This is a genomic window from Methanothrix sp. (assembly GCF_024518575.1).
GTDB lineage: Archaea > Halobacteriota > Methanosarcinia > Methanotrichales > Methanotrichaceae > Methanothrix_B.
On record NZ_JANIHG010000039.1, the window covers coordinates 1 to 13,762 of the forward strand.

Consider the following 13,762-nt stretch of genomic DNA (forward strand, 5'->3'; position numbering starts at 1 on the left):
AAGCATCTGATCCTGTTTCTGGAGCATCATGTCCTGCTTCTTCAGCATCTCCCTCCCGATTGCGACACTCTCCTCGCTGAGCGTGATGCTTCTGTGAAGCAGTGCCACTGCGACATCGATCCTCTCGAAGAGCTCCTCGGTCCATTCCGCGCGTATTATCCTGAAGTATGGGAACTCTCCGGTTGCTTCCTCCCATCTCACGGAGAGAGATCTCACATTGATCGGGTACCTCTGGATCCGTACGGCCTCGATGAACCTCTCCAGATCATCCTCTTCGCCCTCTGCCACTATCTCGACATCATACGGCTCGATGTTCTTAACATACCCTGAGATGCCAAGGTCACGGGCTGCTTTGAGGACAGCGTCCCTGTATCCGACACGCTGCACATCTCCAGAGGCGATCACAACAGCTCTGCGCATACACAGCCAGATCTTCTCTTAATCTATAAATACGTTGGAGGTATCGATGTAAACACCAATCACACCACGTACCGACGAGCTAGTTTGCTGCAGAATATGGGTTTTATAGCAGGATCTACACAGATGCCCTCATGAAGAAGGTTCTGTTCTTATGCGTCCACAACTCCGCGAGATCCCAGATGGCAGAGGCGCTCCTCAGGGCGCTCAAAGGGGATACGTACGAGGCGTACAGCGCGGGCATCGAGCCCACACAGGTGGATCCGGATGCTGTTAGAGCGATGGCCGAGATCGGCATCGATATATCAGAGCAGCGATCGAAAGGGCTTGAGAGTCTCGGGGATATACACTTTGATACAATCATAACACTCTGCGATGCCGCGGATTCATGTCCATTCATCCCCGGAGTCCACATGCACAGAGCCTTTCCGGATCCCGCAGGTGGTGGGATAGATGCTTTCAGGCGCGTGCGTGATGATATAAAAAGATGGATCGAGGAGACCTTCTGAGAAGCTGTAGATCTACGGGCTGGACCAAGGCTCAGATTATGTTGATGTACCGATCGATCTCCCACTGATGGACGTATGTGTTGTAGCTCCTCCACTCGAGTTCTCCGAGCCTGAGGAGGTTGTTGACGACGTGCTCGCCCAGGGCCTCTCTAATTACTTTATCCTCCTCGAGGGCGACAAGCGCCTCATGCAGGTTGGATGGGAGCATTCTGACACCGAGCCTCTCCAGCTCATCATCTGATAGCTCGTACAGGTTGACATCCATAGGCTCTCCCGGATCTATGCCTCTGCGTATCCCATCCAGACCGGCCGCAAGTATCGCTGCAAATGCCAGATACGGATTGCATGATGGATCGGGAGACCTGAACTCTATGCGTGTCGATAGACCACGGGCTGCAGGGACTCTTATGAGAGATGATCTGTTCGGCCCGGACCAGCTGATGTAGACTGGGGCCTCAAATCCGGAGACGAGACGCTTGTAGGAGTTTATCAGCGGGTTTGCGACCGCGGTTACGGCAGGAACATGCTCGAGCAGCCCTCCCACGAAGTACCGCCCGAGGTCGCTGAGGTTGTATGGCCTCTCGGGATCGAAGAACGCGTTCTCTCCCTTCCTGAAGAGAGAGATGTTGACATGCATTCCAGATCCTGCCTCGCCGTATATCGGCTTGGGCATGAACGTCGCGCGCAGGTTGTTCTTCAGCGCGATCGTCTTTGTTACGTACTTGAAGGTGACGACCTTGTCAGCGTTGCGGAGGGCATCATCATAAACGAAGTCGATCTCATGCTGGCCTCGTGCAACCTCATGATGTGCCGCCTCTACAGTGAACCCCATCTCTATGAGCACGCGCACGATCTCCCTCTTGACATCCTCTGCAAGATCCACAGGGCCGAGATCGAAATATCCGCCGAAATCATGGGGTCTTGTGCCGGAACCGTTCTCCCTCTCGAAGAGGAAGAACTCCAGCTCCGGACCTACGTTCATCGTGTAGCCCATCTTCGCAGCTGCATCCAGATTTCTCTTCAGAACGTACCTGGGGTCCCCCTCGAATGGCACCCCTTTTGAGGTGTAAACATCACATATGAGCCTTGCCTCATTTGCCCCGCCCGTGGATCTCCAGGGCAGTATGCAGAAGGTGTCCAGATCCGGCTTCAATACCATATCGGATTCCTGGATCCTCGCGAAGCCCTCGATCGAGGATCCATCGAAAGATATCCCGGTCTTGAAAGCCTTTCCGAGCTGGGTGACAGGGATCGCAACATTCTTTACTATACCCTGGATATCGGTGAACTGCAGTCTTATGAACTCGACATTCCTGTCGCGTATTATCTCCAACAGCCTCTCCTGGGTCTGCAAATACAACACCACCATCTGGCGCCATTTCTGAGCGTGAAGATGCCAATGATTGTGCCAGCGGCGCTCAGAGTCGCCTGATCTGTGGCATGATTGGGGGATGGCTTATAAATATTATCTGTACGCCATTCACGACCGAGTTGGGTGCAGATGGCTGGCGCAAGGATTCTTGTTGTCGATGCGGGGGGAAGGGGCAACGCGATAGCTCACGCCTTCGCGAGGAGTCCCTCTGTTGAGAGGGTATTCGTGGCTCCGGGAAATGCCGGAAGCAGCCTGTTGCAGAAATGCTCCCAGGCAGATGGCTCACAGATCAAAGGCATCGATGAGATGTTATCATTCGCAGAGAGGAACAGGATCGATCTCACGTTCGTGGGCCCGGAAGGCTATCTCTCAGCGGGCATAGTTGATGCATTTGAGGAGCGCGGGCTGAATATTGTGGGCCCGGAGAGGCGCGCTGCCGTGCTGGAGGGATCCAAATGCTGGACGAAGGATCTCCTGAGCGAGATCGGTGTGCCTGTGCCGCCCTACAGGAACTTCGATGACCCTGATGAGGCGAAGGAGTTCGTCAATCAGTTTTACGATGCCCACCCCACAGAGAACCTCGTAGTAAAGGCGGACGGCCTCGCGGCAGGCAAGGGATCTGTGGTATGCTCCTCCAGGGATGAGGCCCTCTCCACCGTGGAGAGGATCATGGTCGATCCCAGGATCTTCGGGGATGCGGGCAGCAAGATCGAGATCGAGAGGAGGCTTGAGGGAAGGGAGCTGATGTTCTTCGCCATAGCGGATGGCAAGACCATACTTCCGCTTGAGTCGGCGATGGACTACAAACAGGCCTTTGCGCCAGATGAGATAACAGCGATAAGGCTCTTCAACAGGCTCTCAGGGAATCCGAACCTAGAGAACAACCCGAACACAGGCGGAATGGGCGGCTTCTCCCCCCATCCATGGCTGGATGATGCTCTCACAGAGAAGATCATGTCCAGGATAGCCAGGCCGACGATGCGCAGGGTCTACGATATGGGTCTCAGGTACAAGGGCTTCATTTACTTCGGCCTGATGATCGTGGAGCGTGATGGTGAGAGGGAGCCGTACGTCCTGGAGATCAACGTCCGCCTGGGGGACCCTGAGGCAGAGGTGATACTCCCCAGGCTCAGGACAGACATGTACGAGCTGTCAAATGCACTTCTAGACCAGAGGCTCAACGAGATCGAGCTCGAGTGGAGCCCGGAGTACCATCTCGGCGTGTGTGCCGTGAGCGGGCGTGTTGTCAAGCCGCTCTCCAGCGGATCTGAGGAGCGGCCGGGTTATCCAGGAGCTCATTACACCAACATCCCGATAAGAGGCCTCGACAAGGTCGATACGGATGTCCTGGTGTACCATAACGGCACTGCGTTTGGGGATTCCGGAAAGATCTACACCACAGGTGGAAGGGTCCTGACGCTGGTCGCAAGGGGATCATCGCTCTCAGAGGCGAGATTGAAGGCATACGACAACATAAAGAGGATAAGGTTCAACGGGATGCGGTACCGCAGGGATATTGGTCTCGATTACGTATGATATTAATGAACTCAGAGGCTTTCGGCTCGTAGAAACGCAGGAGGCTTTGCCGCTACAGAGGGAATGAACATCATTCAGATATTCCATGATATGGAGAACGGAGTCTGCCATGTACGTCCTTGGTATTGAGGGCACTGCCTGGAATCTGAGTGCAGCGATCGTGAACGAGGATGATGTGATCATAGAGAGGGCTGCAACATACACGCCCGCGAGGGGTGGCATACATCCGAGAGAGGCGGCGCAGCACCACTCGGAGCACATCGGCCCGCTGCTGAGAGGGGTGCTCCGGAGCGCCAGAGATCTCGGGATAAAGATAGATGGGGTCGCCTTCTCGCAGGGACCCGGGCTCGGGCCGTGCCTGAGGACTGTCGCGACCGCGGCCAGGGTTCTCTCCCTCAAGCTCAGGGTTCCCCTCGTCGGCGTGAACCACTGCATAGCCCACATCGAGATTGGAAAATGGAAGACCGGCGCCAAGGATCCTGCAGTGCTCTACGTGAGCGGCGGCAACTCCCAGGTCCTCGCCCTACGTCGCGGTCGCTACAGGATCTTCGGCGAGACTCTGGACATCAGTGTAGGCAACATGCTGGACAAGTTCGCGCGATCAGTCGGTCTTCCACATCCGGGAGGGCCGCGGATAGAGGAGCTTGCCAGAAAGGCAAAGGGCTATGTGCCGCTTCCCTATACCGTCAAGGGGATGGACTTCTCCTTCTCAGGGCTTGCGACCGCTGCAACAGAGGCCGCCAGGAGATACGATCTGGCCGATGTGTGCTACAGCCTCCAGGAGACCGCGTTCGCGATGCTCGTTGAGGTGACCGAGCGCGCTATGGCCCATGCAGAAAAGGAGGAGGCGATGCTTGTCGGCGGCGTTGGTGCGAACAAGCGACTGGGAGAGATGCTGAGGCTGATGTGTGAGGAGCGCGGTGCGAGATTTTATCTCCCTGAGAGACGCTTCATGGGCGATAACGGATCGATGATAGCATATACCGGTCTGGTGATGCTGAAGAGCGGTGTGAGCACGCCGCTTGAGAGCTCCGGCGTGAGGCCAAATTACAGGACAGATGAGGTTGAGGTGAGATGGGCCTGAGATCCGCAATCCAAGAGGGATCTCTGCAGGAGGTTTATTCGATCTCCTTAAATCTCTTCACGAGCGGATATGGAGGGCTGGTATGAGATCACTATTAAAAACAATACCTGTTACGATAATTTTGTGTGCCTGCATGCATCCTGGATCATGCGGTGTGACCGTCATGCTGACCACCGGAGAAGCGCTTCAGTTCGCAGGGAACCTGACGCTTGTGGTGGAGGATGTGGATCCGCAGGCAGGTAAGGTGTGGCTCACGCTTTACAGCAGCGAGTCTCCGGTAGCATCATCTGTGCTCGGAATTGGAGAGCACTTTGTGTACTACGGGGTGAAGCGTATAGATCTCCAGGTCATCAACATCTACGCTGGCGGAGATAGAGATCTTGTAGTCTTAGATGTGATAGAGGGCATAATGGCGAGCCCTACAGGATCATTCAGGAATGTCAACCACGAAGAGACAGAGGCTGCAAAAAAGGTGAGGACACCAGGTTTCGGGAGTGGGGAGATGCTCATCGCGCTGGCTGCAGGTCTTCTCGCCTCTATATGGCATAGCTGACTCACGGCTTGCCGAAGTGCTTCTCGAAGACCGAGGGGATCTCATCGACCCTTCTCAGAACAAACGTCCCCTCCATCGCCTCCAGGCGTTTCACATGCTCCACGTCCTCACGCCGGATCCTGAGCTTCAGATCCCTTCCGTCAGGCAGCTTCGTGGTGGTAACTCCCTCCTCGTAGTCTGATGGCATTATGTAGAGCGGCACGTAGGCCTTCTGTGCCATTATCGCCGCATTGGTCAGAAGCGTATCCGCCAGTCGCAGGGATATCTTTGCGACGGTGTTTGATGTCGCAGGTGCTATGATGAGGAAAACAAACTTTCCCAGCTGCAGCTGTCCGGCCAGGAAGGGGGCGTTAGCATTCGCCTCCACCCAGATCTTGTCGAAGCTGGCCTCCAGATCGTTGAAGAGCTTGTAGTATTTGATCACCTGGTCTCCTGCCCTCGATATGTATACCCTTATATCCACAGCATCCCTGTAGATCTCCTGGACATTCTTCATCATGTCCACGATCTCTGGAAGCCTGTCACCACTTCCGGTTATTCCCCACGCAACCTTTGGTTTCCTGTCAGGCATGATATCTAAGATGTTCAGAATCTGCATAAAATTTTCGATAACATCTGAATCGCATTGAGATCTAAAGCATGTGACCTTCAGGATTCTTGATGTCATGCCATGATCGCAAATCCCTTAAATGCCATTCAGCGATTTGGGCCCGCCACCCATAAGCTATGCCGTCCAGCCGCTTGTGCCAGCGCCGAACATCGCGATGTTCACCCCTGAAATGGAGTATTTGAAATAATTTTTCGTTCTATTTGATCATTTTTGTATTTAAACATGCCAGAAAACAGACAAACCGCATTATTTTTAATTTATATCTTTAGAGTAACAAATTAATATTACGATTCCGCCACAGGTCACAGGTAAAGGAGGGATTTATACTTGGCGACGAATAAGGCGCTGGACTCCACTATCAAGGTGCTCGACACCACTGCGAATCCGGCCCCCCTCGGGCTCATGGGCTTCGGCATGACGACAGTGCTCCTGAACCTGCACAACGCGGGTTACTTCGAGCTCAGCGCGATGATACTGGCGATGGGTATCTTCTATGGAGGCGTAGCACAGATAATAGCCGGAATCATGGAGTGGAAGAAGGGGAACACCTTCGGAACCACAGCGTTCACCTCTTATGGCCTCTTCTGGCTCACTCTGGTCGGTCTGATACTCATGCCTGGCATGAACCTCGGAGAGAAGGCATCTCTTCCCGCGATGACAGCATACCTCTTCATGTGGGGATTGTTCACTGCAGTCATGTTCTTCGGGACGCTGAGAGCGAACAGGGCCCTGCAGTTCGTCTTCCTCTCGCTGGCGATCCTGTTCTTCCTCCTCGCGGCCAGAGATGCAACAGGCAGCGCTTCAATAGGGACCCTGGCTGGCTATGAGGGAATCATCTGCGGCCTCTCTGCGATATACACAGCCCTGGCTCAGGTTCTGAACGAGGCACATGGAAGGGTCATACTCCCGCTAGGACAGGTGAAGTGATCGCTCTGTCCATATTTTTTTGTTGTATCCTGATTAATAAGAGAGCAGCAGTGCGCAAACTCCGGCCTTCTGGCCGTAGATGACGTCACGATTGTTTAACGGTCGATGTATGAATCCCACCACGCTGCACGCACACAGCGAGGGAATCTTGATATATCGATCTGGGGAATCTGTTCTTGGAGGGGTCCCGATCAAAGAGGAGATATGGATTGAGAAGTACAGGCCCACAAGCCTGGATGAGATTGTGGGCCAGCCAGAGATAGTCAGGCGACTCAAGTCGTATGTGGCAACAAGGAACCTGCCCCATCTCCTCTTCTCAGGGCCACCGGGTGTCGGAAAGACAGCGGCTGCGATCAGCATAGTGCGCGAGATATTCGGCGAGAACTGGAGGGATAACTTCATCGAGCTCAACGCATCTGACGAGCGCGGCATAGATGTCGTACGCACAAAGGTCAAGGACTTCGCCCGAATGGCTCCTCTGGGAGGGGCTGAGTTCAAGGTGATATTCCTGGATGAGGCAGACGCGCTCACGAGCGATGCCCAGTCCGCGCTAAGGAGAACCATGGAGAGGTACAGCGCGACCTGCAGGTTCATACTCTCCTGCAACTACTCCTCGAAGATCATAGAGCCGATACAGTCGAGGTGCGCCGTCTACCGATTCAGGGCGCTGACTCCGGAGGCCATCGAGAAGAGGATCAGGTACATCGCGGAGCAGGAGGGCGTGGAGGTAACTGAAGATGGCATCGAGGCCATAAACTATGTCGCGAGGGGAGACATGCGGAAGGCGATAAACGCGCTCCAGGCCGCGGCCCTGATAAGCGATAAGGTGGACATGAACACGGTCTACCAGATAACATCCATGGCGAGGCCGGAGCAGATCAGAAATCTGATCAAGCTTGCGATATCCGGGGATTTTGCAGGCGCGAGAAGCGAGCTCGATGATCTGCTCCTCGTCCAGGGCCTCTCGGGCCAGGATGTGGTGGTCCAGATCCACCGCGAGATGCTCGATCTGGATGTGCCTGATGCTGATAAGGCCAGGATGATCAACAGGATCGGGGAGATCGACTTCAGGATCACAGAGGGGGCGAACGAGAGGATACAGCTCGAGGCGCTGATAGCCTACATGGCCCTCACAGGGCTGTCAAAATCGACAGCCACCTGATCCTTAGGAGGCTCCGGGCATCACTTCGCACTCTTGATTGTTTACGTCGCGCCAGGCGATCCCCACAGAACGAACCCGGGAGTGAGAGGCGGCCCGACAGATCGGTCAGCCACTCCGGCCGGAGGATTGAAGCATCCTCTGCCCCTGCACTCCAGGCGATTCCATTGCTGCACAGGTCGTGCCCAGACATGGCATTACTGATTCTGTGCCCCTGATTCTGTTTGCCACCCCTGAAATGCCGCTATTCAGATCTTCTGTATCTCCTCTGGTGTTGCTATCTTGACGCCCCTTGAGCTCAGGGTTCTTCTTGCAGCCTCTATATCATCGACGCGCATTATTAGCATCGCCTTCTCCGATTTCGCGGTGACAAATGCATAAGCGTAATCGATGTTGATGTTGTTTTCCCCCAGAGCGCTGACTATCTCGTAGAGCCCGCCGGGCGTATCACGCATCTCAACCGCAAGAACATCGGTCATCGAGACGGTGAAGCCAGAGTTGCGCAGAACATCATAACCCTTCTGCGGGTCATCAACAACCATTCTTATAACACCAAAATCGCCGGCCTCTGCGATGGTCATCGCTCTTATGTTGACGCCAGCATCTGATAGCGTCTTCGAGACCTTGGCCATCCTCCCAGGCCTGTTCTCCACAAAAAGTGATATCTGCTTTATCTCGCTCATCAAAACCACTCCCTTACACCTTACGGGTATCTATGACCCTTTTTGCCTTTCCCTCAGAGCGCGGTATGACGCCCGGCTCCACGAGCTCAACCTCTGCTGATATGTTGAGCACGTTCTTCAGCTCCTTGGAGATCCGCCGGTTCAACGCCATCAGATCCCCTATCCGGTCGCTGAACCCCCTGTCCGTTAGCTCTACCCTGACCTTCATCACGTCAAGCGCGCCCTCTCTGCTGACTATTATCTGGTAGTGCGGCCCCACCTCGGGTATGTTCATCAGAACAGACTCGATCTGGCTGGGGAAGACGTTAATGCCGCGGATTACAAGCATGTCATCTGTCCTGCCGAGAATCCTCATTATCCTTGGATGGGTGCGACCGCATTCACACGGCTCAGATTCCATGATTGTGAGATCCCCGATCCTGTATCTTATGAGGGGCATCGCCCACTTGTTCAGGGTAGTCACAACTAGCTCCCCTCTCTCCCCATCCTCCAGCTGCTCCCCCGTCTTCGGATCGATTATCTCTATGAGAAACATATCTGCCCATACATGAATGCCGTTCTGGTGCTGGCACTCTGTGAAGAGCGGACCGCTTATCTCGCTCGTCCCGTATATATCGTAGGCCTTGATGCCAGTTGTATCCTCTATCCTCCGCCTGGTCTCCAAGGACCACGGCTCTGCGCCGAAGACGCCTGCTTTCAGCTTTGTGTCATCTCTTATCGACACACCCATCCTCTCCGCGACCTCTGCCATGTGGAGGAAGTATGAGGGGGTGCATGCTATCGCTGTGCTCTCGAGGTCCTGCATCAGCTCTATCTGGCGCTCCGTGTTGCCGGTGCTTGTTGGCAGCACTGCGGCACCGATCCTCTCCGCCCCGTAATGAAGCCCGAGGCCGCCTGTGAATAGACCGTAGCCGTAGCCGACCTGGATGACATCGTTTCTGCCAAGACCTATGGATGTAAGGGCTCTCGCGAGCGACTCCGTCCAGGTCTCGATGTCGCCCTTAGTGTATCCCACCACAGTCGGCTTTCCGGTTGTGCCGCTGGATACGTGATATCTCACGACCCAGTTCTTCGGAAGGCAGAACATTCCTGTTGGGTATGTGTTTCTAAGATCGACCTTTCTTGTGAACGGGAGCTTCGTTAGGTCATCCAGCTCTCTGATATCATCAGGCGTGACGCCTGCCTCAGCGAAGCGCTGTCTGTAAAAAGACGAATGATCGTATACATACCTTGTTATGGCCTTCAGACGGTCAAGCTGGAGCGCCTTAAGATCCTCAATAGGCATGCGCTCCATATGCGGATCCCAGTATCCAGACATCGGTATCTACCCGCGTGCTGTTATGCGCATCTATGATAAAAAAGAATCGATGGGCCTGAAAATTCGCGATCTTCGTTTCTCTTTATCCATCTGATAGCTCTTCCAGGGAGGCATTGGTCCTGTTCTGCGCCCTCGCCGAATGAATGAGTTTTACCAGCGACAGGCTTGCATGGCATAGAGTTATCGGCTACATATGAAAACAAATGTTTTATTATCGGGTACGATTGCCCGACCTGAAAGCCAGGGTCTCTGCTACCCGCTCATAGAATGATCTCTATGTTCAGCTCCTCTGCGAGCTCCTTGTACCTGTTTCTTATGGTGACCTCTGTCACGCCAGCGACGTCGGCCACCTCCCTCTGAGTCCTTCTGTCGTTGCAGAGGATCGAGGCAATGTAGATGGCTGCCGCCGCGACACCGGTCGGGCCGCGTCCTGATGTGAGCTCCTTCTCCGCGGCCTGTCTCAGGATCTCTATGCCCTTTGCCTGGACATCGCCCTTGAGATTGAGCCCGGAGCAGAATCTGGGTATGTAATCGATAGGGCTCGTTGGCATGAGCTTTAGAGATAGCTCGCGCGATACAAACCTGTAGGTCCTCCCGATCTCCTTCCTGCTCACCCTGGAGACCTCGGCGATCTCATCGAGCGTTCTCGGCACGTTGCACTGCCTGCATGCTGCATAGAGCGCAGCAGCTGCGACGCCCTCTATGCTTCTGCCGCGGATCAGGTTCTTCTCGACAGCTCTCCTGTAGATCACAGCCGCTGTCTCTCTGACGTTTCTGGAGAGGCCGAGGGCGGACGCCATCCGGTCAAGTTCTGACAGAGCGAATGCTAGGTTGCGCTCCGTTGCGTTGCTGACCCTTATGCGCCTCTGCCACTTCCTCAGGCGGTAGAGCTGCGCGCGGTTCTTCGAGGAGATCGTCTTCCCGTATGAGTCCCTGTTCCTCCAGTCGATCATAGTGGAGAGACCCTTGTCATGGATCGTGTAGGTCATCGGGGCGCCGACCCTTGATCTCTTCATCCTCTGATCGTGATCGAATGCCCTCCACTCAGGACCCTGATCGATGAAGTTCTCGTCTATGACCAGGCCGCAGTCAGAGCATACAAGCTCCGCTCTCTCATAGTCCCTGACCAGAGCACGACTTCCACACTCGGGACACTCTACAGTATACTTATCAAGCTCCTCCTCCTTCTCCTTCTCGCGCTGGAGCTTGATGCGCTCTTTTATCTTCTCCTGCTCTGTGCGCTCTATCTCTCTAATTCTCTCTATCTCTTCCACTTACCATCTCTCCTGGGAGATTCCACATAGAGCATGCTTCCGACGTGAACCGTCGCGTCGACTCCTCTGGCGGGTCTGACGATAACATACGGCCTCTCCAGAGGACCGAAGATATCCGAGACCTTACCGATCTTTGTGCTCTTCCGGTCAACAACCACAGATCCGATCTTTGGAGGATCGGCTGCATCCCTGCGAACAATAAGTTTATTCTGAACCACATGGAGCGCTGTTCCCAGCCTCTTCAATAGTTCACCTCAGCAAGAATAGAACATCACTGGTATATAAAGCTTTCGAAAACCATTTATCTCATTAGGTTAACCTCCTGCCACCAGGAATGTTCGAAAGATTGTCTACGGTTCCGGATGCACAGGAGCTCATCGACAGGGCCTTCAGGCGCGGCTCGAAGGCTGTCAAAGCCGCAGGGAATGATGCGGCATTCGTCGGCACAGCTGGCGGGGTTCTGACCACCTCTCTGTCATCGATCGTCAAGAGGTTTCCAACGTTTGAGAAACTGCCTGAGTTCTACTATGATCTCGTGGATGCGGTGGTTGGCGTGGATCGTCTGCGCATATCGCTCTCCAGGGTGGGCTGGGCCTCAAAGCAGATACGCAGGATATCAAGAGACTACATGCGGAGCCCCAGGGGCGCTGAGGAGATGAGATCCGCTTTGGGGAGAATGGCATCTGTTCTCAGATCGATCGATGAAGATCTCGTCTTTCTGAACGAGGCGGCAGCGCGTCTGAGGGAGATTCCAGGCATAGACCCCTCCCTTCCCACGATCATAATCGCAGGCTATCCGAATGTCGGGAAGTCCAGCTTTCTCGCCATGGTCACCAGGGCCAGGCCGGAGATCGCCAGCTATCCATTCACAACTCAGGGCCTGATCGTCGGCCACATCACCAGAAAGGATCAAAAATATCAGATCGTGGATACACCAGGGCTTCTCGACAGGCCGCTATCGGAGAGGAATGAGATCGAGAGGCAGGCGATCGCTGCCATGCGGCATCTCAGAGGCGTCGTGCTCTTCCTCATAGATCCCACGGGCCACTGCGGATACCCGCTCGATGACCAGCTCAGGCTGCTGGAGGAGATACGGAGCTGGCTGGAGCTGCCCGTCGTCGTGGCATACAACAAGTCGGATATACCATCTGAGCATAAGCCTCCAGATGGCATAAGGATATCAACGCTCACTGGAGACGGTGTGCCGGAGACGATCGATATCTGTCTGGCTATGATGGGCGACAGGTCTCGCCTATAAACCTCACCAGTCCGGGTGAGACCTTGAGATCCTCTGAGAGGCTCTCTGCGATATCCTCAGGGCTCATACCCGAGCTCATGAGCTCTGATATTCTTTGGAGATCCTGCTCATCTATTACCAGATACTCGCTCAGATCCTTCCTGTGGCCCCACACGTCGCCCTCTATCAGGGAGATCCCGTGGATCTGCAGAAACATCTTGCCAGCCTGTGATAGCGTCCGATAGTAAGATGCTGGCACCTGTATCGCCTTGAGCTGAGGGCATCTCTGGAGAAGTCTGAAGATGTCCGCGTTCGATGCCCTGAATGCGAGGTGCACGAATAGCTCCTCTCTGTTCAGCCGTTCTATCTCGCTCTTGGAGCTTACCACTCTTATCCTCAATGCGGCTCACCCGGGTTGCATTTGCAATCTCATGAACCATTCCTGGATATAAATTTGGTGATCGAAGCAATATTGCTTTTCTTGAGCAAAAACGAAAGCATTAGAGTCAGAATCGGATCGCTCCACCTGGAAAAGACTTAATACTCTCTTTTCAGTAGTATCTGCAGGTGTCTTTCCATGAGGGTAAATCTCCTGTTTGCCGTTCTTCTGATACTGATCACAACAGCAGGGAATGCACCTGCAAAAGAGGTGCTTCTACTGGCCTCCTACAATCCAGGGATGTCCTGGACTGATGATGTAATCAGCGGTGTGCGCCTCAGGCTGGCGATCGACGCTCCTGATGCGAACCTCACGGTGGAGTACATGGACACAAAAAAGGTGCTTCTGAATGAATCCAGAATGGAGTATCTGAAGAGGCTGTACTCTGAGAGATACGGTGAAAGAGAATTCGATGTCATCATATCCTCAGATGATGACGCGTTCAGGTTTCTCCTGAAGAACAGGGACGAGATCTTTCCAGGAGTTCCTGTGGTCTTCTGCGGTGTGAAGGACTTCAGGCCCGAAATGCTGAGCAATGTCAGTGGATTCACAGGGGTTCTCCTGAATGTGAGCATTGAGGACACCATCGATCTCATGCGCAGGCTTCATCCATCTGCAAATAAAATAGTGGTCGTGAATGACAA

At 54.2% G+C, this 13,762-nt stretch carries 15 protein-coding genes and 1 pseudogene; 8 read left to right on the forward strand and 8 right to left on the reverse strand.

Features of this window, described 5'->3' with window-relative positions; all coding sequences use genetic code 11:
- Positions 1 to 420 (reverse strand): acylphosphatase (locus NQU42_RS07155; RefSeq protein ID WP_296610222.1); only part of this gene is annotated, 420 nt, incomplete at its 3' end.
- Between the two features lie 131 nt (positions 421 to 551).
- Between NQU42_RS07155 and NQU42_RS07160 the strand changes: the two genes are divergently transcribed.
- Positions 552 to 926: an arsenate reductase ArsC gene (locus tag NQU42_RS07160; protein ID WP_296610224.1), complete on the forward strand. Its 375-nt coding sequence runs from the start codon at positions 552 to 554 to the stop codon at positions 924 to 926.
- 31 nt (positions 927 to 957) lie between these two features.
- Here NQU42_RS07160 and glnA read toward each other — a convergent pair whose 3' ends face one another.
- Positions 958 to 2,295 carry a type I glutamate--ammonia ligase gene (glnA, locus tag NQU42_RS07165; RefSeq protein ID WP_366070267.1) on the reverse strand — a complete coding sequence of 446 codons (1,338 nt, stop codon included), beginning with the start codon at positions 2,293 to 2,295 and terminating at the stop codon, positions 958 to 960.
- 132 nt (positions 2,296 to 2,427) lie between these two features.
- Between glnA and purD the strand changes: the two genes are divergently transcribed.
- From purD to NQU42_RS07180, 3 genes are all read left to right on the forward strand, one after another.
- Complete coding sequence (purD, locus tag NQU42_RS07170) at positions 2,428 to 3,834, forward strand: phosphoribosylamine--glycine ligase (protein WP_296610247.1); 1,407 nt, start codon at positions 2,428 to 2,430, stop codon at positions 3,832 to 3,834.
- Between the two features lie 109 nt (positions 3,835 to 3,943).
- Positions 3,944 to 4,918, forward strand: coding sequence for a bifunctional N(6)-L-threonylcarbamoyladenine synthase/serine/threonine protein kinase (locus NQU42_RS07175; protein ID WP_366070270.1), 975 nt, complete (start codon positions 3,944 to 3,946; stop codon positions 4,916 to 4,918).
- Between the two features lie 133 nt (positions 4,919 to 5,051).
- Positions 5,052 to 5,471, forward strand: a complete 420-nt coding sequence (locus NQU42_RS07180) for a hypothetical protein (protein WP_296610228.1) — start codon at positions 5,052 to 5,054, stop codon at positions 5,469 to 5,471.
- 1 nt (position 5,472) lies between these two features.
- Here NQU42_RS07180 and afpA read toward each other — a convergent pair whose 3' ends face one another.
- Positions 5,473 to 6,042, reverse strand: a complete 570-nt coding sequence (afpA, locus tag NQU42_RS07185; RefSeq protein ID WP_296610230.1) for an archaeoflavoprotein AfpA — start codon at positions 6,040 to 6,042, stop codon at positions 5,473 to 5,475.
- Positions 6,043 to 6,408: 366 nt separating this feature from the next.
- Here afpA and NQU42_RS07190 point away from each other — a divergent pair, with 366 nt between their 5' ends.
- Positions 6,409 to 7,008, forward strand: a complete 600-nt coding sequence (locus tag NQU42_RS07190) for an acetate uptake transporter (protein ID WP_296610232.1) — start codon at positions 6,409 to 6,411, stop codon at positions 7,006 to 7,008.
- 190 nt (positions 7,009 to 7,198) lie between these two features.
- Complete coding sequence (locus tag NQU42_RS07195) at positions 7,199 to 8,170, forward strand: replication factor C small subunit (protein ID WP_366070272.1); 972 nt, start codon at positions 7,199 to 7,201, stop codon at positions 8,168 to 8,170.
- A 245-nt stretch (positions 8,171 to 8,415) separates the two neighbouring features.
- Here NQU42_RS07195 and NQU42_RS07200 read toward each other — a convergent pair whose 3' ends face one another.
- The 4 genes from NQU42_RS07200 to NQU42_RS07215 form a co-directional block, all read right to left on the reverse strand.
- The gene (locus tag NQU42_RS07200; protein ID WP_296610235.1) at positions 8,416 to 8,850 is read right to left on the reverse strand and encodes an ACT domain-containing protein; all 435 of its coding nucleotides are present in this window, start codon (positions 8,848 to 8,850) and stop codon (positions 8,416 to 8,418) included.
- 13 nt (positions 8,851 to 8,863) lie between these two features.
- Positions 8,864 to 10,168: a phenylacetate--CoA ligase gene (locus NQU42_RS07205; protein WP_296610237.1), complete on the reverse strand. Its 1,305-nt coding sequence runs from the start codon at positions 10,166 to 10,168 to the stop codon at positions 8,864 to 8,866.
- A 260-nt stretch (positions 10,169 to 10,428) separates the two neighbouring features.
- Positions 10,429 to 11,442, reverse strand: coding sequence for a transcription initiation factor IIB (locus tag NQU42_RS07210; RefSeq protein ID WP_296610238.1), 1,014 nt, complete (start codon positions 11,440 to 11,442; stop codon positions 10,429 to 10,431).
- Positions 11,430 to 11,687 (reverse strand): Gar1/Naf1 family protein, encoded by a 258-nt coding sequence (locus NQU42_RS07215; protein WP_296610239.1) that lies wholly within the window; start codon positions 11,685 to 11,687, stop codon positions 11,430 to 11,432. The genes NQU42_RS07210 and NQU42_RS07215 overlap by 13 nt, the downstream gene beginning before the upstream one ends.
- Before the next feature lie 89 nt (positions 11,688 to 11,776).
- Here NQU42_RS07215 and NQU42_RS07220 point away from each other — a divergent pair, with 89 nt between their 5' ends.
- A complete protein-coding gene (locus NQU42_RS07220; RefSeq protein WP_296610241.1) occupies positions 11,777 to 12,700 on the forward strand; it encodes an NOG1 family protein in 924 nt (307 codons plus the stop codon).
- Here NQU42_RS07220 and NQU42_RS07225 read toward each other — a convergent pair.
- Entirely contained in the window at positions 12,672 to 13,079 is a 408-nt protein-coding gene (locus NQU42_RS07225) for a DUF1699 family protein (protein WP_296610242.1), read from the reverse strand. The genes NQU42_RS07220 and NQU42_RS07225 overlap by 29 nt on opposite strands.
- Positions 13,080 to 13,256: 177 nt before the next feature.
- Here NQU42_RS07225 and NQU42_RS07230 point away from each other — a divergent pair.
- Positions 13,257 to 13,762, forward strand: a pseudogene (locus tag NQU42_RS07230) (hypothetical protein); the annotation flags it as partial.

What these genes read in the sequence shown, in the direction of transcription:
- NQU42_RS07175 (WP_366070270.1), top strand. Translation starts at nt 3,944, where the DNA reads ATGTACGTCCTTGGTATTGAGGGCACTGCCTGGAATCTGAGTGCAGCG.
- NQU42_RS07220 (WP_296610241.1), top strand. Translation starts at nt 11,777, where the DNA reads ATGTTCGAAAGATTGTCTACGGTTCCGGATGCACAGGAGCTCATCGAC.
- purD (WP_296610247.1), top strand. Translation starts at nt 2,428, where the DNA reads ATGGCTGGCGCAAGGATTCTTGTTGTCGATGCGGGGGGAAGGGGCAAC.
- NQU42_RS07200 (WP_296610235.1), bottom strand. Translation starts at nt 8,850, where the DNA reads ATGAGCGAGATAAAGCAGATATCACTTTTTGTGGAGAACAGGCCTGGG.
- NQU42_RS07180 (WP_296610228.1), top strand. Translation starts at nt 5,052, where the DNA reads ATGCATCCTGGATCATGCGGTGTGACCGTCATGCTGACCACCGGAGAA.
- NQU42_RS07205 (WP_296610237.1), bottom strand. Translation starts at nt 10,168, where the DNA reads ATGTCTGGATACTGGGATCCGCATATGGAGCGCATGCCTATTGAGGAT.
- NQU42_RS07160 (WP_296610224.1), top strand. Translation starts at nt 552, where the DNA reads ATGAAGAAGGTTCTGTTCTTATGCGTCCACAACTCCGCGAGATCCCAG.
- glnA (WP_366070267.1), bottom strand. Translation starts at nt 2,295, where the DNA reads ATGGTGGTGTTGTATTTGCAGACCCAGGAGAGGCTGTTGGAGATAATA.
- afpA (WP_296610230.1), bottom strand. Translation starts at nt 6,042, where the DNA reads ATGCCTGACAGGAAACCAAAGGTTGCGTGGGGAATAACCGGAAGTGGT.